This window comes from Rhodococcus sp. no. 34 (assembly GCF_054589475.1).
In genome coordinates, this window is sequence record NZ_BAAILK010000012.1 from 481937 (window position 1) to 499405 (window position 17469).

The 17469-nt window shown below is 62.2% G+C and carries 21 protein-coding genes; 12 read left to right on the top strand and 9 right to left on the bottom strand.

Annotated features, from left to right (window positions below; all coding sequences use genetic code 11):
• Positions 1–130 precede the first annotated feature (130 nt).
• Positions 131–1201, top strand: coding sequence for a LacI family DNA-binding transcriptional regulator (locus tag ACYP01_RS03165; RefSeq protein ID WP_054831205.1), 1071 nt, complete (start codon positions 131–133; stop codon positions 1199–1201).
• A 4-nt stretch (positions 1202–1205) separates the two neighbouring features.
• Here ACYP01_RS03165 and ACYP01_RS03170 read toward each other — a convergent pair whose 3' ends face one another.
• Genes ACYP01_RS03170 through ACYP01_RS03180 form a run of 3 tightly spaced genes read right to left on the bottom strand, consistent with a single transcriptional unit; the run spans position 1206 to position 3228 of the window.
• The gene (locus ACYP01_RS03170) at positions 1206–1757 is read right to left on the bottom strand and encodes an SRPBCC family protein (RefSeq protein ID WP_003940599.1); all 552 of its coding nucleotides are present in this window, start codon (positions 1755–1757) and stop codon (positions 1206–1208) included.
• Between the two features lie 50 nt (positions 1758–1807).
• Positions 1808–2467 carry an alpha/beta hydrolase family protein gene (locus ACYP01_RS03175; RefSeq protein ID WP_054825157.1) on the bottom strand — a complete coding sequence of 220 codons (660 nt, stop codon included), beginning with the start codon at positions 2465–2467 and terminating at the stop codon, positions 1808–1810.
• Positions 2464–3228, bottom strand: a complete 765-nt coding sequence (locus ACYP01_RS03180) for an MBL fold metallo-hydrolase (protein WP_459678631.1) — start codon at positions 3226–3228, stop codon at positions 2464–2466. The genes ACYP01_RS03175 and ACYP01_RS03180 overlap by 4 nt, the downstream gene beginning before the upstream one ends.
• Positions 3229–3247: 19 nt before the next feature.
• Here ACYP01_RS03180 and ACYP01_RS03185 point away from each other — a divergent pair, with 19 nt between their 5' ends.
• Positions 3248–4372 carry an alpha/beta hydrolase gene (locus ACYP01_RS03185; RefSeq protein WP_459678633.1) on the top strand — a complete coding sequence of 375 codons (1125 nt, stop codon included), beginning with the start codon at positions 3248–3250 and terminating at the stop codon, positions 4370–4372.
• Here ACYP01_RS03185 and ACYP01_RS03190 read toward each other — a convergent pair.
• Positions 4308–4898 carry a TetR/AcrR family transcriptional regulator gene (locus ACYP01_RS03190; protein WP_030535226.1) on the bottom strand — a complete coding sequence of 197 codons (591 nt, stop codon included), beginning with the start codon at positions 4896–4898 and terminating at the stop codon, positions 4308–4310. The two genes, ACYP01_RS03185 and ACYP01_RS03190, sit on opposite strands and share 65 nt — an antisense overlap.
• A 130-nt stretch (positions 4899–5028) precedes the next feature.
• Between ACYP01_RS03190 and ACYP01_RS03195 the strand changes: the two genes are divergently transcribed.
• The 6 genes from ACYP01_RS03195 to ACYP01_RS03220 all read left to right on the top strand — a co-directional run bounded on the left by ACYP01_RS03195 (position 5029) and on the right by ACYP01_RS03220 (position 9690).
• The gene (locus ACYP01_RS03195) at positions 5029–6033 is read left to right on the top strand and encodes a patatin-like phospholipase family protein (protein ID WP_054831204.1); all 1005 of its coding nucleotides are present in this window, start codon (positions 5029–5031) and stop codon (positions 6031–6033) included.
• Between the two features lie 13 nt (positions 6034–6046).
• Complete coding sequence (locus tag ACYP01_RS03200; RefSeq protein WP_054187715.1) at positions 6047–7579, top strand: flavin-containing monooxygenase; 1533 nt, start codon at positions 6047–6049, stop codon at positions 7577–7579.
• Positions 7576–8454, top strand: coding sequence for an SDR family oxidoreductase (locus ACYP01_RS03205; RefSeq protein ID WP_007733788.1), 879 nt, complete (start codon positions 7576–7578; stop codon positions 8452–8454). Before ACYP01_RS03200 ends, ACYP01_RS03205 begins: the two co-directional genes overlap by 4 nt.
• 19 nt (positions 8455–8473) lie before the next feature.
• Positions 8474–8992 (top strand): GNAT family N-acetyltransferase, encoded by a 519-nt coding sequence (locus ACYP01_RS03210; protein ID WP_003940356.1) that lies wholly within the window; start codon positions 8474–8476, stop codon positions 8990–8992.
• A gap of 90 nt (positions 8993–9082) precedes the next feature.
• On the top strand, positions 9083–9502 hold the full coding sequence (locus ACYP01_RS03215; protein ID WP_030535224.1) for a hypothetical protein: 420 nt from the start codon (positions 9083–9085) through the stop codon (positions 9500–9502).
• Positions 9502–9690: a helix-turn-helix transcriptional regulator gene (locus ACYP01_RS03220; protein WP_373937780.1), complete on the top strand. Its 189-nt coding sequence runs from the start codon at positions 9502–9504 to the stop codon at positions 9688–9690. The genes ACYP01_RS03215 and ACYP01_RS03220 overlap by 1 nt, the downstream gene beginning before the upstream one ends.
• A gap of 40 nt (positions 9691–9730) precedes the next feature.
• On the opposite strand, the gene ACYP01_RS03225 is transcribed toward ACYP01_RS03220, so the two are convergent.
• The 5 genes from ACYP01_RS03225 to ACYP01_RS03245 form a co-directional block, all read right to left on the bottom strand.
• Positions 9731–9958, bottom strand: a complete 228-nt coding sequence (locus tag ACYP01_RS03225; RefSeq protein WP_007733785.1) for a hypothetical protein — start codon at positions 9956–9958, stop codon at positions 9731–9733.
• A gap of 81 nt (positions 9959–10039) precedes the next feature.
• A complete protein-coding gene (locus ACYP01_RS03230) occupies positions 10040–10867 on the bottom strand; it encodes an ABC transporter ATP-binding protein (RefSeq protein ID WP_459678636.1) in 828 nt (275 codons plus the stop codon).
• Positions 10851–11951: a taurine ABC transporter substrate-binding protein gene (locus ACYP01_RS03235; RefSeq protein ID WP_459678638.1), complete on the bottom strand. Its 1101-nt coding sequence runs from the start codon at positions 11949–11951 to the stop codon at positions 10851–10853. The genes ACYP01_RS03230 and ACYP01_RS03235 overlap by 17 nt, the downstream gene beginning before the upstream one ends.
• Positions 11948–12805, bottom strand: a complete 858-nt coding sequence (locus tag ACYP01_RS03240; RefSeq protein WP_003939782.1) for an ABC transporter permease — start codon at positions 12803–12805, stop codon at positions 11948–11950. The genes ACYP01_RS03235 and ACYP01_RS03240 overlap by 4 nt, the downstream gene beginning before the upstream one ends.
• A 244-nt stretch (positions 12806–13049) precedes the next feature.
• The gene (locus tag ACYP01_RS03245) at positions 13050–13976 is read right to left on the bottom strand and encodes a class I SAM-dependent methyltransferase (RefSeq protein WP_459678639.1); all 927 of its coding nucleotides are present in this window, start codon (positions 13974–13976) and stop codon (positions 13050–13052) included.
• Positions 13977–14064: 88 nt separating this feature from the next.
• Between ACYP01_RS03245 and ACYP01_RS03250 the strand changes: the two genes are divergently transcribed.
• From ACYP01_RS03250 to ACYP01_RS03265, 4 genes are all read left to right on the top strand, one after another.
• Positions 14065–14910: an LLM class F420-dependent oxidoreductase gene (locus tag ACYP01_RS03250; protein ID WP_231782506.1), complete on the top strand. Its 846-nt coding sequence runs from the start codon at positions 14065–14067 to the stop codon at positions 14908–14910.
• Positions 14911–15015: 105 nt separating this feature from the next.
• The gene (locus tag ACYP01_RS03255) at positions 15016–15588 is read left to right on the top strand and encodes a flavin reductase family protein (RefSeq protein WP_003940431.1); all 573 of its coding nucleotides are present in this window, start codon (positions 15016–15018) and stop codon (positions 15586–15588) included.
• On the top strand, positions 15581–16207 hold the full coding sequence (locus ACYP01_RS03260; RefSeq protein WP_003940303.1) for a superoxide dismutase: 627 nt from the start codon (positions 15581–15583) through the stop codon (positions 16205–16207). Before ACYP01_RS03255 ends, ACYP01_RS03260 begins: the two co-directional genes overlap by 8 nt.
• A gap of 170 nt (positions 16208–16377) precedes the next feature.
• Positions 16378–17469, top strand: a complete 1092-nt coding sequence (locus ACYP01_RS03265) for an alpha/beta fold hydrolase (protein WP_256063084.1) — start codon at positions 16378–16380, stop codon at positions 17467–17469.

Sequence of the window (17469 nt, forward strand, 5' to 3'; positions counted from 1 at the left end):
TTTGCGAGAACGATTGCGCAATCGTTTGCATCGCCTAGAGTAGAGCCCGGTTGCGCACCCGTCAATCCCCGAACTGCCGACCGACACCGAACCAACTCAGAACCGACGCACACCAGGAGCCACGACGCAGATGACGCCCGATCCGTCGAACCGCAGCAACGGCCGTCCGCCGACGCTGCGCGAAATCGCCGACCAGGCCGGGGTCCACATCTCGACGGCGTCGCGGGTCCTCCGTCAGCCCGAGCCCGCCGACGGTTGGTCCGACTCCGCACTCCGAGTTCGTCAGGTTGCCGAGGAACTCGGTTACCAACCGAACCTGTGGGCGGCCAGCCTTCGTACCCGCAAGACCACCACCATCGGCGTCGTGATGCCGAGACTGACAGACGTTGTAGTGGCCACCATGTTCCAAGGCATCGAGGAAGCCGCCACCGCAGCCGGGTACTCCGTCTTGCTCTCCAGCCCGCCCGACGATCTGGAAGCGCAACGCAAAGCGGTCGAGTTCCTGGTGAGCCGACAGGTCGACGGTCTCATGCTGAGCAGCATCCACCTGCCGGGTACCGATTTCGTCGACTCGCTCCCCCTGCGCTCACTGCCGATCCTGCTGCTGAACCGGCACATCGACTCGGCGACGTCATCCGTCAACCGAAGCCTTCCCTTTGTCAGCGGCGACGACCGCCTCGGCGGCTACCTCGCGGGGAAGCATCTACTGGACTGCGGCTATCGCGATCTCGGAGTGATCGCGGGGCCGGATCACGCCAGCACGTCGCGGGAACGCGTCGCGGGTTTCCGCGATGCCCTGGCCGAAGCCGGTCTGGAACTGCCGCCGCACCGAATAGTGGCGTCCGAGTTCGAAGTTCAAGGGGGTGTCGATGCGGCGGCCACACTGCTCAGCGGGAACACGCGCCCTGACGCCGTTTTCACGGTGAGCGACACCATCGCGATCGGCGTACTCGGTGTGGCCCGTGATCTCGGGTTGAGCATTCCCGACGATCTTGCGTTGGTCGGCTACAACGACATTCCGGTTGTCTCCCAACTCCCGGTGCCCCTGACGACGGTCAGGTCCCCCGCCCGAAAGATCGGTGCGACCGGGCTCGAGCACCTACTGGCACTGATCTCCGGCAAGAACGTCGAATCCGTGAAGCTTCCCGTCGAACTGATCGCGCGAGCCTCCACCAGAAAGCCTGCCAGTCGCAAACTCTGAGCAGCTACCAGACCTGAGATTCGTCGATGCCCAACTGTCGCGCGTAACCGGAGTTGAGTGCGTCCCAGCCGTACTCGCGCGCCCGTTCACCCACGATCGGCCCGAAGGGCTCGCCTGCCAAAAGGGCATCGAGTACGTCGAAGCACAGATGCCACCCCGCAGCGAGCGCCGACGCCATCCCCTCGGCGCGCGACCTCTGCGTCAGCACGACGCGGGTACCGCCTTCGATCGGGGTCAGGTCCCACACCAATTCGTCCGGGCCCCACTCGTGTTCGAGCCGCCGAGTGGTCTCCACGACGTGAACGGTGACCGGCAGCGACATTTCGGGGGCGCCGTCCTCGGTGAGCATGGTGATCACCGCATCACCGGTACGGCTCAGGTTCCGATCGGCGGTGTACGGCGTCCATTGCGCCAACATCTCCGGGTCGGTGATCGCCTCCCACACCTTCTCGACGGAATACGGCAGCACCCGAGGAAAGCTGACGACTGTGTCGTCACCGTCGACGCTCACCGTGACGTCGGACAGGGCACTGGGCTGATACGGCTGGGCACTCATGGTTCGATCTCACCAGGAACCACCGACACGAGCAACCGCCCGCTGGGCGTTCAGAACGCAAACACCGCCGATGCGGCCGCGACTGTCTCCTCCACCACCGGAAATTTCACCACGGACAAGTCGTGTCGAGCTCCTTCGAACTCCACCAGACGCGTCGCGGCGGGAATCAAGGCGAGTGCTGCCCGCATCTCCTCCGTTGTCGCGAACTCGTCCTTCGAACCGTGGACGACAACGGTCGGTGTGTTCAGGTCGGGCAGGTGTTCGGTTCTGAGCTTCTCGGGCTTCTTCGGTGGATGCAGTGGATAGGAGAGAAGGACCAGGCCGTCGACAAGTCCCGGGTTCTCCGCCGCAAGCATCGACGCCTGCCGACCGCCGTACGAATGTCCGCCGAGCAGAACGGGTCCGGGCACCGAGTAGTCCTTGCGAAGAGCAGCAATCACCTCGGCAATGCCCGCGCGATCCTCCGCAGCACGCGACGGATGCGGAGGCCCCGAAGCTCGACGCACCCGAAACGCGAGATCGAAGCGCAGAACTTGCACTCCTGCCGCAGCAAAGCCGTCGGCAACAGCACGCAACAGCACGGTGTCGCAGTTACTTCCTGCGCCGTGAGTCAGTGCAAGCGTGGCGACGGGCGACGCGAAGGACACAGAAGCAGGTCGATGAAGGAAACCGTGCACCGCACCTTCGTCGACCGTTTCGACAGTAGTCATGGACGCATCCTTGTCCGGCCCGCTCGGGCCTGTTCGACCGCGGCAGTCATGCTGCCCTCGTAAACCGGACCGTGTCCGGGAAACAGCACGCCGGCAGGTGCAGCGGCGATATTGTCCAACGCCTGGTCCGTCGCTTCACGGTCATGATTGAAGGGGCACACCAGAAATTGTGGTCCGGCGATGCTCGACGTCGCGTGTCCGGTCACCAGAGCGTCACCCGACGCGATCACTCCTGCGTCGGGAACAAGGTAAGCGCTGTGGCCGTCGGTATGCCCATGAGTGGGAATCGGCACGATCCGACCGGGAACGTCCAGCGCACCACCGGACGCAAAGGACTGTGCCCGAGGCAGTTCCGCACCTTTCAACGCGCCGACTCCGATCACGTCGCGAAGCCATTTCGGAGCACCTCGCCGCCACAACAGCAACGGAACTCCGGCCGGCGACAACTGTTGCAGATACTCCCTCTTCGCATGCGGCACTTCCAACGGATCCATCAGGACCGGAACCTCGAGCCGAGTCACGATGTCCGCGATCCCACCGATGTGATCGATGTGCGCGTGAGTGACGAGAATTGCCCGAACATCCCCGAGCTGGTGACCGATCTGTTCGATCGAGCGTTCGACGTCGGTGCCGTTGGCCGGATATCCGCCGTCGATCAAGGTCAGATCGGACCCCTCTTCGACCAGGACCCAATTGGCGTGACCGCACCGAACCAGATGTGTGTTCTCGATCTGCGTGATCGACAGTGCCGCAGTAGTCATGCTTGGTAGTCTGCGCCACGTGTCGGAATCCGTGAAGCAGGCCAGCAGCCGCAGCATTCGAGATCGCGCCGAAGCATCCTTGGTGGCAGCCGCATTCGCACTGCCCAGCGCGGTGAAACGTCGAATCACCGGACCACCCGTCGTCATCGAGGGCAACACGCTCGACGCCGACGCACACCTTCTGCTCACGCTCGCGAAGACGCGGCCACTCCCCTCGCATTCAACCGATCCCCAGTCACTCGCCGCTGCTCGCGCCAATCTCACCCGAACCGCGATCATGATGGGCGGCAGGCCCACGCCCGTCCACACCGAGGAGATCTCCGTTTCGGGTGCCGACGGCCCGCTTCGCGCCCGGCTCTACGTCCCGACAGCCGACACTGGCGCTCTGCTCGTCTATTTCCACGGCGGCGGGTGGGTACAGGGCAGCATCGAATCCCACGATGCCCCGTGCCGCCTGTTGGCCGAAACCTCCGGCGCACGGGTCATCTCGGTCGACTACCGGCTCTCACCCGAATTCGCTTTCCCCACACCGGTACACGATGCCTATGCCGCCTACCTCGATATCGTCGACCGCGCCGACGAGTTCTGCGCAGACCCGACGCGCATCGCTGTCGGGGGCGACAGCGCGGGCGGGCATCTTTCCGCAACGGTCGCGCCGCGTGCCCGCGACGACGGCAAGACCCCACCGGCGGCGCAGCTGTTGATCTACCCCGCGACCGACTTTCACGAGAAGGCCCCCTCGCGAACGACGTTCGGTGAAGGTTTCTTCCTGACCGAGGCCAACATGAACTTCTACGAGTCCAGCTTCCTCGGCAGCAATGCCGATCGACTCGATCCGATGGTGTCGCCGCTACGCGCCCCCGACGCGACCGGACTGCCGCCGGCCATCGTGATCACGGCGGGATTCGATCCACTCCGGGACGAAGGCGAAGCCTACGCAGCTCGATTGCGCGACAACGGTGTTCACGTGACCGATCGACGCTATCGCGGGTTCATCCACGGCTTCGTCAACGTTCTGGGACCGAGCGCCGGTTCGCGCACCGCCGTCGCCGAGATCGGCGGAATGCTCCGCGTTCTACTCACCCACCCAGCAAAATCTCCCGCAACGTATCCACCAGCGGATCAACAGGCAGCTCAGGGCTGATCGCACGCTGTAGCCCCAAACCGATTCCGACGCTGAGTATGCGCAGTGCCGCGGCGTTCGGGTCCAGTGCCGGCGTCACGCCGTTGGACTCGGCAAGATGTTGCACCACTCCGGCAATCAATCCGCGCACCTGATCGGCACCCGTCGCGATCTTTTCGCGGATCTCTTCGCTGTGCCGCGATCGCACCGAGAACTCGACTTCGAGCAGCGTCCATCTCTTGTCCCCGATGGTTCGCTCGGCCCATCGCGCGAACTCGGCCACCGCGTCGTCGAGCGTCGAATTGGCTCCGAGCTGTGAGGTGATCTCGCCGACCTTGGTCAACCTGATTCGGCCGAGCACCTCGGCGCACAACTCGTCCTTGTTCTTGAAGTTCGAGTACACCGCACCTTTGGAATAGCCGGCATCCTCGGCGATCTGATCGAGCGACGCGGCGGCGTACCCGCGATCGAGGAAATGTTCGACGGCCGTCGCCAACAAGGTCTCGCGGGTCATCGCCTGCGCTTCCTGCCTGGTCAATCGCGCCATCGGAACCTCCTCGCGGTTCTGAGTATCGAGATTCCAACGGTAGCCGAATACCGGAAGCGCACCGCAGGCGCACTCCCGAAACCCAAATTTGGGGTACCCACGTTATTCAGATACTGATAGTCTCCGAAATATGACTTCAGAAGTGACCGGCACCACCGCGCCCGGGCCCGGACGACACAGCGCGCCTAGACGCGGCTTGGCAATCGGATGCGGCGGCACCCTCGGCTTCGCCTGGACCGTTGCTGCCCTCGCCTCGGTTCGGGACGCCCTCGACTGGGATCCCCGCGAAGCCACCGCCATCATCGGCACGTCCGCCGGAGCCGAGTTCGTGACAATGCTCGGCAGCGGAGTCGGCGTCGACGAGCTGGTAGCCATGCAACTCGGAGAACCCGCCGCACGTCCCGAACTCCTCGCCCACACAGCATCGGCACCCGGAAAAATCCCGCCACTACCGAGTTTGGGGATCGGCAATCCACGACTGGTGACGCGTCGAGATCTTCCCGTTCTGAGCCGGATGAGCGGTATCGCACCGCGTGGTGGCGGCGACCCGTCCTGGCTCACCACGCTCGCCGAATCTCTTGCCCCTGGCGATTCGTGGCTCCCACATCCGTGCGCGTACATGGTATCCATGGACTACAGAACCGGGCGACGGGTCGCGTTCGGGGCACAGGGGGCTCCGAAAGCGACAGTCGGTGAAGCGCTTCGAGCGTCTTGGGCGATTCCCGGCTGGTTCCCACCTGTCACCATCGACGGCGTCAGGTACATCGACGGCGGCGCGGCATCCACGGCATCGGTAGACCTCCTGCTCCCCCTCGAACTCGACGAGCTGGTTGTACTGGCGCCCATGGCATCTCGAACACTGAAGCCGGCGCGCGGTGCTGCCCGCATCGAACGCGGCGCCCTGCGGAACTCCATGTCCAAGGGCCTCGACCGGGAAATCGAACTGGTCCGCGCTGCGGGAACCAGGGTCTTGCGCATAGACGCCACCGACGACGATCTCGCCGTCATGGGCGCCAACTTCATGGACGGCCGACGGCGGCTCGCCACGTTCGAATCATCACTACGTACAACACGTGCGAGCGTGAAACGCGAACTCGATGCGCGCCCGTTCCACTCCACCCCGTCCCACCAGTGAAAGCGCAGACTCAGTGAACAACAGAACTGACCACTTCGAGGTCGTGATCATCGGTGGCGGGATCTCCGGGATCGGTGCCGCAATTCACCTGCAGCGCCTCGGGATCGACAATTTTGTCCTGCTCGAGAAAGCTGACTCCCTCGGCGGCACCTGGCGCGCCAACACCTATCCCGGTTGTGCCTGCGACGTTCCGTCCGGCCTGTACTCGTATTCCTTTGCCGCCAATCCGGATTGGACCCGACTGTTCGCGGAGCAGCCGGAGATCCGCGAGTACATCGAGGACACGGCCGTCCGCCACGGCGTCGACAAGCACGTTCGCTTCGGGGTCGAAATGCTCTCCGCACAGTGGGACGCATCGCAATCACTCTGGAAGATCACAACTTCCAGCGGTGAACTCACTGCTCGATTCGTGATAGCCGCCGCCGGCCCGTGGAACGAACCCTTGACGCCGGCGATTCCCGGGCTGGAAACGTTCGAGGGCGAGGTGTTTCATTCCTCGCAGTGGAATCACGACTACGACTTGACCGGAAAGCGCGTCGCCGTCGTAGGTACCGGCGCTTCCGCAGTCCAATTCGTGCCGCGCATCGTCTCCGACGTGTCCGCCCTTCACCTTTACCAACGCACCGCTCAATGGGTCCTTCCCAAACCCGATCACTACGTACCGCGGATCGAAAGGTCCGTCATGCGATTCGTACCGGGAGCGCACAAGGCTCTACGCAGCATCGAATACGGAATCATGGAAGCGCTTGGATTGGGGTTCCGCAATCCGTGGATTCTGCGTATCGTGCAGAAACTCGGGTCGGCCCAATTGCGCTTGCAGGTGCGCGATCCGAAGCTACGCAAGGCGCTGACTCCCGACTACACCCTCGGTTGCAAGCGACTACTCATGTCGAACTCGTACTACCCGGCCCTCGGCAGACCCAACGTGACCGTCCATGCCAACGCAGTCGAAGAGATCCACGGCAACACCGTGATCGGAGCCGACGGAGTGGAATCGGAAGTGGACGCCATCATCTTCGGAACGGGATTCCACATCCTCGACATGCCCATTGCATCAAAGGTATTCGACGGAGAAGGTCGATCACTCGACGATCATTGGCAGGGAAGCCCGCGGGCGTACTTCGGTTCCGCCGTCAGCGGATTCCCCAACGCGTTCATTCTGCTGGGCCCGAGCCTCGGCACCGGACACACGTCGGCCTTCATGATTCTGGAAGCCCAACTGAACTATGTGGCACAGGCGATCGGCCACGCTCGTCGGCACGGCTGGAAAACCATCGACGTGCGCCCGGAAGTACAGGCAGCCTTCAACTCTCAAGTTCAGGAGGCATTGGGTACAACGGTCTACAACGCTGGTGGTTGCGAAAGCTATTTCTTCGACGTCAACGGCCGCAACAGCTTCAACTGGCCGTGGTCGTCAGGAGCCATGCGTCGACGGCTACGGGCCTTCGATCCATACGCCTACAACCACACGCTGTCCGACAACCCTGCGTCAGACGACACCCCCGCTGAGCCCACCACCACCCCCGAACCGGAGTACACCACATGAGCCTTTTCGGCACCACCTACCCGCCGATCGATCTCGACGGAGCAGTCGTCGTCATCTCCGGAGGTGGCCGCGGAATCGGCCGGGCCACAGCGGAGTTGTTCGCAGCTCGCGGCGCACTCGTCTGCGTCGGCGACCTCGACGAGGAGACGGCCGTCGACACCGCCGCATCCATCGGCGCACGGGCCCGCGGGTACGCTCTGGACGTCACCTCACGCGAATCCTGGGATGTGTTCGTCTCCACAGTGATCGGCGAATTCGGTCACATCGACATTCTGGTCAACAATGCGGGCGTGATGCCGCTCGGCAGCTTCCTCGACGAGTCCGACGCCACCAGTCGAGTAACCCTCGACGTCAATGTCTGGGGCCCGATTCACGGGATGCGCACCGTGCTGCCAGGCATGGTGGATCGGCGACGCGGCCACGTCGTCAACATCGCATCCATGGCAGGCAAGCTACCGGTGCCAGGAATGGCCGTGTACAACGCAAGCAAGTTCGGTGCGGTGGGCCTTTCCGCCTCTGCTCGTGTCGAATTCGCAGATTCCGGAGTCAGCGTCAGCGCCATCCTGCCCAGCGCGGTGCGCACCGGGCTCTCCTCCGGTGTGCCACTCGGAAAGGGCATGCCGACGGTTGAACCCGAGGTCGTGGCCAAAGCTGTCGTCGACACGGTCGCGCACCGGCGAGCCGAAACTACTGTTCCGCGTTACCTTGCGGGCTGGGACCTCATCGACGCTGTAGTACCCGAATGGATGATCAACATCGGACGCCGGGTGATCGACGATCGCCGCGCGCTGACATCGGTAGATCCGAACGGGCGTGCGGATTACGAAAAGCGAGTGGCACGTCAGGCCGAAAACGAGGAGCACGATCGGAGATGAAGCGGGTAGTTTCGTGGCCATGTACATCCGCCGCGAAACTTCTTCCGACCGTGACGCAATCTATTCACTGCTCGGGGCGGCGTTTGCCGACCAAGCGCCGCCCGGCGAGTCTCCCTACGAGATCGAACTGACACGTCAGCTCTTCGCCTCGAACGACTACTTACCGAAGTTGTCCCTTGTCGCCGTCGCCGGTGATGAGATCGTTGGTTTCGTGATCGGAACACGCGGATGGGTCGGTCCCGTTGAGGCGGTTGGCCTCGGCCCGTTGGCAGTCACACCGGACAACCAACGCAGCGGCGTCGGTTCGGCGTTGATGCACGCGGTGATCGGTGCGTCCGACGCTCTGGACGTGCCACTGCTCGCCCTCCTGGGCAGCACCGAGTACTACCCGCAGTTCGGGTTCGTCACCAGCACGGACGCCGGGATCGAGTCTCCGGAAGCCGAGTGGGGCGAGCACTTTCAGATCAGGACCCTCACCACGCACCGCCCCGATCAGACAGGGAAGTTTTCATACGCAGCGCCTTTCGGGGTCGCTTGACCCTCAGCGCGATGTAAGAGTTCTTTGACATCCAGCGCACGTAGACCTACGCTCAGGCATGTCAAAGAACTCTTACACCTGGGAGGCTTCATGAGCACCACGGCACGGTGGAGCCTGATCATCGGTATCGGCGTCGCAGCAACGCTAGCCTTCAGCTTTTTTGCAGCATTGACCGCCGATGATCGGAAGACGTTGGCCTTCATCGTCTTCGCAATCGTCATGGCACCGGCTTGTATCGGGTCGGCGTGGGCCCTTTTTCCATCGGAGAACGACAAGGCCCCCGCCTACCCCGAGGACACCGTCGAAACAGAATGGAGTCGCAAGGCCGGCTTCGGCGCGTTCACCGACTTGATCACTGCCATGGGGATCGCGCTGATCGCGCACAATGTCTTCGGCGCTCCCGAACTGCCGCTCGTAATGTTTACAGCCCTCGGTCTGGCCGACTTCGGAATCCGGTACTGGGCAGTGTCGAGGGACCGCACCCCACATTCGAGATCTGACGAGATCTGATGCGCAACAACCTTCAAGAACTTCGTACGGCAGCCGGATTGTCACAGCAAGCGTGCGCCGACGCGCTCGGCATCACACGCCAGACCGTCATCTCTATCGAGAAGGGTCACTTCGACCCACGTCTGTCACTGGCGTTCCGAATCGCCGAATACTTCGACAAAGGCGTAGACGACATTTTCTCCAGCTGACGCCGTCTCGAACTGACGGAAGATCAGTCGAGCTGCGGTTTCAGTCGAACAGAGTTGGCGATCCGTTTTCGTCGTTCCCGTCTTCGACGGCCGTTGCCTTCTTGCCCGAGCCCTTGCGGACGACGGTCAACGTCGTCGTTCGACGCGACAACCTGTGCCCGTCACTGTGTTCGAGCAGCGCCATCCCCTGGCGAACTTCGACTACCGTCCACGGACCCGCATGGCCGGCTGCCTGCACGAGGTCACCGGACTCCACCTCAGTTGCCATGACCACTCCTTGTTCGTCGTGTCCTGCACGTTCTCCTTCCCATTATCGACGCGGCCACCTGGTAGTCGACGCGCAGGGTACCTACGCTGCAGCTGCAACCTTGACCGCATGGCCGACTTCGGCTCGGAATGCCGCGTATTCGGGTGAGCCTCGGAGATCGTCGGGATCGACGCCGGTTCGTGGCAGATCGATTTTCAGGTCGAGCGCGACCTTGCCCGGCCGGCTTGTCAGAACTACGACGCGGGAGCCGAGAAAGGCTGCCTCGTCGGCACTGTGAGTGACGAAGACACTTGTTCGCCCCGATTCGGCACTGACGTTGCGCAGGTCCTCCTGCAGACGCTCGCGAGTGAGGGCGTCCAGCGCGGCAAAGGGTTCGTCCAACAGGAGCAACGACGTTTCGGCCGCCAAGGCACGAGCAATTGCCACCCGCTGCTGCTGCCCGCCGGAGATTTCCCAGATACGCCGGTCCGCAGTGCCGACCAGACCGACGCGGTCGAGAAGCTCGTCGCGCCTTCGCCCGCGCTCGCTCTTTGCAACGCCGGCGTATTTGAGTGCCAGATCGATGTTGCCGCCCACCGATTTCCACGGAAAGAGCCGTGGCTGCTGAAACACCACTCCCGCACTCGACCCGGGAATCGGGTCGGATCCGGAGACCTGAACCGTTCCACTGGATGGGTTTTCGAATCCCGCGATCAGCCGCAGCAATGTGCTCTTGCCGCAACCCGACGCTCCGACGAGAACCAGAAACTCACCAGGTGTGACGTCGATCGATACGGGCCCGAGTGCCGTGACGGACTCTCGACCGTGGCCGTACCTGTGCGAGACGGTGTCGATTCGGATCGCGCCCGGGCGGTCGGCAGCGAATCCTCCCGAGGCCTGCTGCGCGGTCACGCTACTGGTCAAGGACATCGGGAAGCCCCTTCACATAGAGAGCATTCTGAAAGACCGCCAGATCAGGCACACTGTCGATCTGCTTCTGCTCGGCCAGGAATTGCGCTGCACTCTGCAGGTTCACTGCCAGATTCCCGGGAGCGCCCTCGGTGCCCAACCATTCCGGCGAGGAGATCTGCTCCGGAGTGAGGAACACACCCTGTTTCAACTGCGCTGCCGCGTCTTCCTTCGAGGCGCCTAATTGTGCGGCAACAGCTTCCGCTGCCGCGTTCGGATCAGTGGCGATCGTCGTGAGCGCGCGGGCCTGAACCTGGCGCCAGGTGTCGACGATCTCGGGGTGATCCTTGGCAAACGCAGTCGACACCACACCAAGATCGAGTGTCGGCTTTCCTGCTGTCGCGAGCTCACGGCTGGCGATCAACTGTGTTCCGTCCTTACGGAGTTCGTCGAGCGTGGGCAGCCAGGTGTAGACGACATCGATGTCACCGCGCTGCCAGGCTGCGAGGGATGCTTGCGGCTGGAGATCCACCAATTGGACGTCGTCGGCACTGAGTCCGGCCTGGTTCAGCGCTGCCAGCAGACTGTAGTGCGCGGTCGAGGCGAATGCCGTGGCCACTTTCTTGCCACGCAGATCTGCGACGGTCTTGATTCCGGTTGCGTTGCGCGCCACCAGGGCTTCGTTGTCGCCGGCCACGTCGAGAACAAACGCAACCTGGTACGGAATGTTCAGCGGTGCCGAGAGGCCACGAGCAACCGGGCTCGAACCGATTGCGCCGAAGTCGATTTCACCGGCGATGAAGGCGGTGTTGATGTCGGCTCCCGAATCGAACTTCGTCCACTTCACGTTGTACTCGGGCAGTGCGTCTTCGAGCCAGCGATTGTTCTTGACTATCAAGTCGCCGCTCGGGAACGACTGGTAAGCGATACGGATCGTTTCCTTGGACGAATCCTGGCCCGAATGATCCACCGAGCACGCACCGAGAACAAGGGCAAGGACGCCGATCAGCACCGTGAACGCCGTCCGGGCAGCCCTTCCTTCATTGCGCGTCGAATTACTGCTGCGCTTCAGATTGCTGCTGGCGTGTTTCTGATTGTCAGTCATACTTTTCCCCTCCAGGGAACGGCGCGGCGCTCTGCAGCCCGCAGCAGTCCGTCGATGATCAGGCCGGAGAATCCGATGGCAAAGATCCCCACCAGCACGACCGGCGTGTTGTTGTAATTGCTTGCATCCTTGACCATTCCGCCGATTCCGGGGATGCCGTTGAACAGTTCGGCCGCGACCACCGACGAGTACGCCATACCTACCGACAGCCGAATGCCCGTGAAAGTTTCCGGTAAGGCCGACGGGACGACGACGTCCCGGATCACTTGCGCCCGTGAGGCTCCCAGGGCCCTGGCCGCTTCGACCAGTCCGACCGGCGCCGCGACCACAGCAGCTGTGGTGGCCACCGCTGCCGGCGGAAGAGCAGCGAGCGCCAGCAATGTAATCTTCGGCGCCTCATCGATTCCCAGCCAGATCACCAGCAGGAAGAAATACGCCAGGGGCGGCAGTGCGCGCAGGAACGTCAACCACGGTTCGAGCAGGCTCCGCAGCCATGTCACCGATCCCATGGCCAAACCGAGGATCACGCCCAATCCGACGCCGATGATCACACCGACCAGCACCCGTCGCAGCGTCATGTAGAGGTGCTCCCAGAGCAGGTAACCCTGGTAGCCGCGCACTCCGTCGTGCGTGGTCATCGTGTTGACGAAGGCATGCCAGACCGTGCTCGGGAACGGCACGAAGGTCTCACTCCAGGTGCCGCTCGCGGCAGCGACCTGCCACAGGGCCAAGAATGCGATCACGGAAAGCACCGGCAGTCCAACAGTGGTCGCACTCGAAGTCCACGGCCGACGCGGCTCACGGTTCGGTTCCGTGACTGATGTTGGTTCTATTGCTTCGACAGGAGTCGACATCGCTGTTCTTCCTCGACGTACGGAAAATTCCGGCACACATGCAGCAACGAGCGCATATGCAGGGGCGAAGGCGCACAGAGCGGCGCCATTCTCACTCAGGAGAGTCGGAAGGAATTAACAGCAACAGCAGTTGGCACCAAGACGGCACAGGTCGACGGCGATGCGTCGTGTCAGTGGCGTCGAGGGCATGGGGGTAATTACTACCTGTGTCTGCAATTACCCGCAAATGCGGGGGAAATAGGCGTCAGTCGGCCAAGCGAACCGACAGCGAATACATGAGCGGGATCTCGGGTCGTCCGGCCGGGACTCCCCAACGCTTGCCGCCGAGTTCAGCCATCTCCTCGAATCCTTGCCAACCGTTGGCGTACGGGTACTCGTCGAAAGACTCGAGCGTCAATCCGGCGCGCCGCAAAGCTCCTAGCACCTCGGAAATGGACCAGTTGAATTCACATGAGGGGAAAGGATTTTCGAAGTTCTCGACTCCGTTTCCCTCAGCGCCTGGCAAGATGAGATCGGCCGAATCTGCCACGTAGTCGCCCACGCCACGGGGTTCGGTCACGGGAGTCCCGCCTCCGTACGGGTATGTCAGCGACCACTTCTCGTCGAAACACATGGCAAACGGATGAAACTCCACCAGAACGAATCGACCGTTCGGCGCCAGAACACCGGCAATCCCCTCGGCCCACTCGTCGAGATCGGGTAACCAGATCACCGTTCCGTACGAAGAAAAGACTCGGTCGAACTTTCTCTGGCCAGCGGCAGCAGCGCGGAGCCACGCAGATACATCGGCACGCTCGAAATCGGCGGCAATATCGGATTCCGCGGACAAGGTTCGGGCGAAGTCGATCGCGGAATCCGCGATGTCGACGCCGGTCACTGTGGCACCGAGAGCAGCCAAACTCAACGAATCCTGACCGGAATTGCACTGCAGATGAAGAATCGAGGAGCCGTCGATCTCGCCGAGCAGCGCCACTTCTTCCGGAAACAAGGTCGACCCGCCGTTGCGAAAGAACTGTGCCTGGTCCCCTTTGTGACTGTTGTGAGCGACGGTCGCCGCATTCCACGACAACCGATTCATCTCCGCTGCATCCATCACTACTGCATCCACCTCTACTGCATCCACTTCTCGACCCACAACAAGTCCGCCCGAGTTCACCACGTCCCCGGTCACGTCGGCAATCGATTTACTGGGCTGGAAACCTATCCGAACGAAGATGCAACAGGTTACAGTTTTTCGACGGACCATCGAAGGAGAACCAGTGCGCTACGGACTCAGCCTGTTCACCAGTGATCGCGGCATCCGCCCTGCCGATGCAGCAAAGGCTGCGGAGGCGAATGGATTCGACGCCTTTTACGTTCCGGAGCACACTCACATCCCTGTCTCGAGGGATTCCGATCACCCCGGAACCCAGTCGGCCGAATTGCCCGACGACCGTTACATGCGCACACTCGACCCCTGGGTTGCCCTCGGCACCGCCGCGTCGGTCACGAACACCATCCGATTGGGCACCTCCGTGGCTCTCCCCCTCGAACACGATCCGATCACTCTCGCGAAAACCATCGCATCGCTGGACCATCTTTCCGGCGGACGCGTGGTCTTCGGCGTCGGATTCGGCTGGAATGCAGAGGAACTCGCCGACCACGGCGTACCGCCCAACAAACGCCGGACCGCACTCCGGGAGTATCTCGAAGCCATGGGTGAACTGTGGTCGAAGGAAGAAGCTTCGTACGACGGCCAATTCGTGAAGTACGGGCCTAGTTGGGCGTGGCCCAAACCAGTTCAGAAGCCCCGTCCTCCCATCCTCTTGGGCGGCGGCGGCAACGAGAAGACTTTCAAGTGGATCGCAAAGTCTGCCGACGGGTGGATCACTACACCCATCGAGCAGGAGATCGACGGAAACGTGGAACTCCTTCGAAAGATCTGGGCCGAAGCAGGCAGAGTCGGTGAGCCTGAAATAACCGTCCTGGCAGGCAAACCCGATCCGGAGAAGCTCGCCCACTGGGCAGACATCGGTGTCACCGAAGCAATGTTCGGCACTCCGGACAAGAGCCCCGAAGAGGTTGTCGGATACATGGAACGTCTGGCAGCCAAGCTCGGACGGTGAGGTCCGCCACAGCACCTTGACCTCAACTGCACTCGAGGTTTTAACGTCGGTATTGCACAAGACAGTGCAACGGCAGCAAAACCCGAGACAGAAGAGGGGCGAGGAGTGACCACAAAACTGGTTGGCACCCAATCTGTTTCGGACGACTCTGTTGATGCGGAGCCGTCCATCCGAAACTCCTTCGTCGAGGCGTTCCGGAACCATCCCGCCGGCGTCTCGATCATCACCGCAACGGGCGATGACGGCCCGGCCGGCATCACGTCGTCGTCGGTGATCTCGATCAGCGCCGATCCTGCAGTTCTGGCGTTTTCACTGCAGTCGTTGCGAGGTTCTGCGAGCGTCATCGCTTCCGCCCGCAGTTTTGTTGTTCACCTGGCAAATTCGGCGAACGAACGACTGGCTTCCACGTTCGCAACCCGGGGCGCCGTGCGCTTCGGCGACGATATGCCCTGGTCGTTTCTCTCGACGGGTGAACCGTTCCTACATGGGACAGGCCACGCCCTGCGTGCGGTTCCCTTGAATGCCACTACATGTGGCGCCGCAGTGATCGTCACTGCACGCGTCGTCGACGTCATCGATCCGCAGCACGTATCAGCGCCGCTCGTCTATCACAATCGAACCTATCGAAATCTCTCGACTCACAACATTTCCTCAAAGGAAGGCATGTCACATGACTGAATACGTTCTCCCCGAACTGGATTACGACTACGCCGCTCTCGAACCGCACATCTCCGGCGAGATCATGGAACTGCACCACAGCAAGCACCACGCAACGTACGTGGCGGGCGCCAACAGCGCAATCGAGCAGTTGGCTGCTGCGCGCGAAGACGGCACGATCACCGCGAAGGCGCCGCTGCTCAGCAAGAACCTCGCCTTCCACCTCGGCGGCCACACCAATCACTCCATCTTCTGGAAGAACCTCTCCCCCAACGGCGGTGAGCGGCCAGAGGGCGAGTTGGCAGCCGCAATCGACGAGCACTTCGGCACCTTCGACGCATTCGTCAACCACTTCTCCGCTGTAGCAACCACTTTGCAGGGGTCCGGCTGGGCAGTACTGGCCTACGACACGGTCGGGCAGCGCCTGGTCATCGAGCAGCTCACCGACCAGCAAGGCAACATCAGCATCGGTATCGTTCCACTGCTCATGCTCGACATGTGGGAGCACGCCTTCTACCTGCAGTACAAGAACGTCAAGGCCGACTACGTGAAGGCCTACTGGAACGTCATCAACTGGGAAGACGTTGCACAGCGATACGCGACGGCCACAGCCTCGACCGGCTTGATCGTCCCCGCCTGATCGTCCCCACCCGATCACTGCCATATCACCCCGATCAGCCCAGCTCGGCACGGTGGCTCCGTTGCCGAGCTGGGTTTTTACACCCCCGAGATCGATGTATGTGAAGGCAGGTAACATACACCGAGCGCGGCTGACTCGGCCGTCCGCCGATTCGACTCCGAGGGGAACCAGTGCTCGATATCAGTGGTTTGATCGCGACGTGGCGTCCGACGCTGGACACCGCAGCGCGCAATGCATGGGGACTCTCGTTCGGCGACGGTGTCGAAAAGGCCGAACGCACGCCGTCGGTGCTGATCAGCGAAGGTCCACACCGCGATCTGTATCGCTTCGGCGCATTGTGGACGCCAAGAGGCAATCCGGTCCTCCTCGTACCTCCCCTCGCGGTTTCAGCCGACTGCTACGACCTTCGTGCAGGCCAGAGCCTCGCCGCACACCTACTGGATGGCGCAAACACGCCCTACCTCCTCGACTACGGGACCATGCGGTACTCCGACCGCGGAATGGGTTTCGAGGCCTGGGTCGACGACATCATCCCGGAAGCGATCCGTACGATCTCGGACCTACATGACGGCGCACCTGTTTCGCTGATCGGGTGGAGCCTCGGCGGGACCATGTCTCTGCTCACGGGGTCCGCTCACTCCGACCTTCCGATCGCATCGATCACGGCAATCGGCACGCCAATTGACTACACGAAGATTCCCGCTATCAGCCCGTTGAGGCTGATCGGCAAATACACGGGCGACACCCCGCTCACCTCCGCGACCAATCTGGTCGGCGGACTGCCTGCTCCACTCGTTCAGGCGAGTTACAAGGTGACGGCGTTGCAGCGCGAAGTCCTCAAGCCATGGTTCATCGTGCGCAACCTCCACAACACCGAGACTCTGGCTCGCATGGAATCGATAGACAAGTTCATGGCAGCCATGCCTGGATACCCTGGCAAGGCATTTCAGCAGATCTGCGAACAACTCATGCTCGGCAACAATCTCTACAACGACGCTGTCACCCTTGCCGGGCGCGAGATCAAACTGTCAGCTCTGAGCGTTCCTGTTCTCGCGGTCGGCGGCACCACTGACGTGATTGCACCCATCGCTTCGGTGGAAGCGATCACGTCGGTCCTCACCGGAGCGCCGTCGGTCCGGTTCGAGAAGGCGCCGGGAAGTCACCTCGGGCTCGTTGCCGGCCCCACCGCGAGAGACTCCACCTGGGCGCACATCGACGAATTCTTGAAAGAGAATGCACCGCAGTTGGTTTCGACCAGCTAA

Excerpts from the sequence above, each read along its gene's own strand:
- ACYP01_RS03190 (WP_030535226.1), bottom strand. The coding sequence starts at position 4,898 with ATGGCGCGATTGACCAGGCAGGAAGCGCAGGCGATGACCCGCGAGACC.
- ACYP01_RS03175 (WP_054825157.1), bottom strand. The coding sequence starts at position 2,467 with ATGACTACTGTCGAAACGGTCGACGAAGGTGCGGTGCACGGTTTCCTT.
- ACYP01_RS03195 (WP_054831204.1), top strand. The coding sequence starts at position 5,029 with ATGACTTCAGAAGTGACCGGCACCACCGCGCCCGGGCCCGGACGACAC.
- ACYP01_RS03240 (WP_003939782.1), bottom strand. The coding sequence starts at position 12,805 with ATGTCGACTCCTGTCGAAGCAATAGAACCAACATCAGTCACGGAACCG.
- ACYP01_RS03170 (WP_003940599.1), bottom strand. The coding sequence starts at position 1,757 with ATGAGTGCCCAGCCGTATCAGCCCAGTGCCCTGTCCGACGTCACGGTG.
- ACYP01_RS03165 (WP_054831205.1), top strand. The coding sequence starts at position 131 with ATGACGCCCGATCCGTCGAACCGCAGCAACGGCCGTCCGCCGACGCTG.
- ACYP01_RS03260 (WP_003940303.1), top strand. The coding sequence starts at position 15,581 with ATGACTGAATACGTTCTCCCCGAACTGGATTACGACTACGCCGCTCTC.
- ACYP01_RS03230 (WP_459678636.1), bottom strand. The coding sequence starts at position 10,867 with ATGTCCTTGACCAGTAGCGTGACCGCGCAGCAGGCCTCGGGAGGATTC.
- ACYP01_RS03220 (WP_373937780.1), top strand. The coding sequence starts at position 9,502 with ATGCGCAACAACCTTCAAGAACTTCGTACGGCAGCCGGATTGTCACAG.
- ACYP01_RS03210 (WP_003940356.1), top strand. The coding sequence starts at position 8,474 with ATGTACATCCGCCGCGAAACTTCTTCCGACCGTGACGCAATCTATTCA.
- ACYP01_RS03225 (WP_007733785.1), bottom strand. The coding sequence starts at position 9,958 with ATGGCAACTGAGGTGGAGTCCGGTGACCTCGTGCAGGCAGCCGGCCAT.
- ACYP01_RS03180 (WP_459678631.1), bottom strand. The coding sequence starts at position 3,228 with ATGACTACTGCGGCACTGTCGATCACGCAGATCGAGAACACACATCTG.
- ACYP01_RS03215 (WP_030535224.1), top strand. The coding sequence starts at position 9,083 with ATGAGCACCACGGCACGGTGGAGCCTGATCATCGGTATCGGCGTCGCA.
- ACYP01_RS03235 (WP_459678638.1), bottom strand. The coding sequence starts at position 11,951 with ATGACTGACAATCAGAAACACGCCAGCAGCAATCTGAAGCGCAGCAGT.
- ACYP01_RS03205 (WP_007733788.1), top strand. The coding sequence starts at position 7,576 with ATGAGCCTTTTCGGCACCACCTACCCGCCGATCGATCTCGACGGAGCA.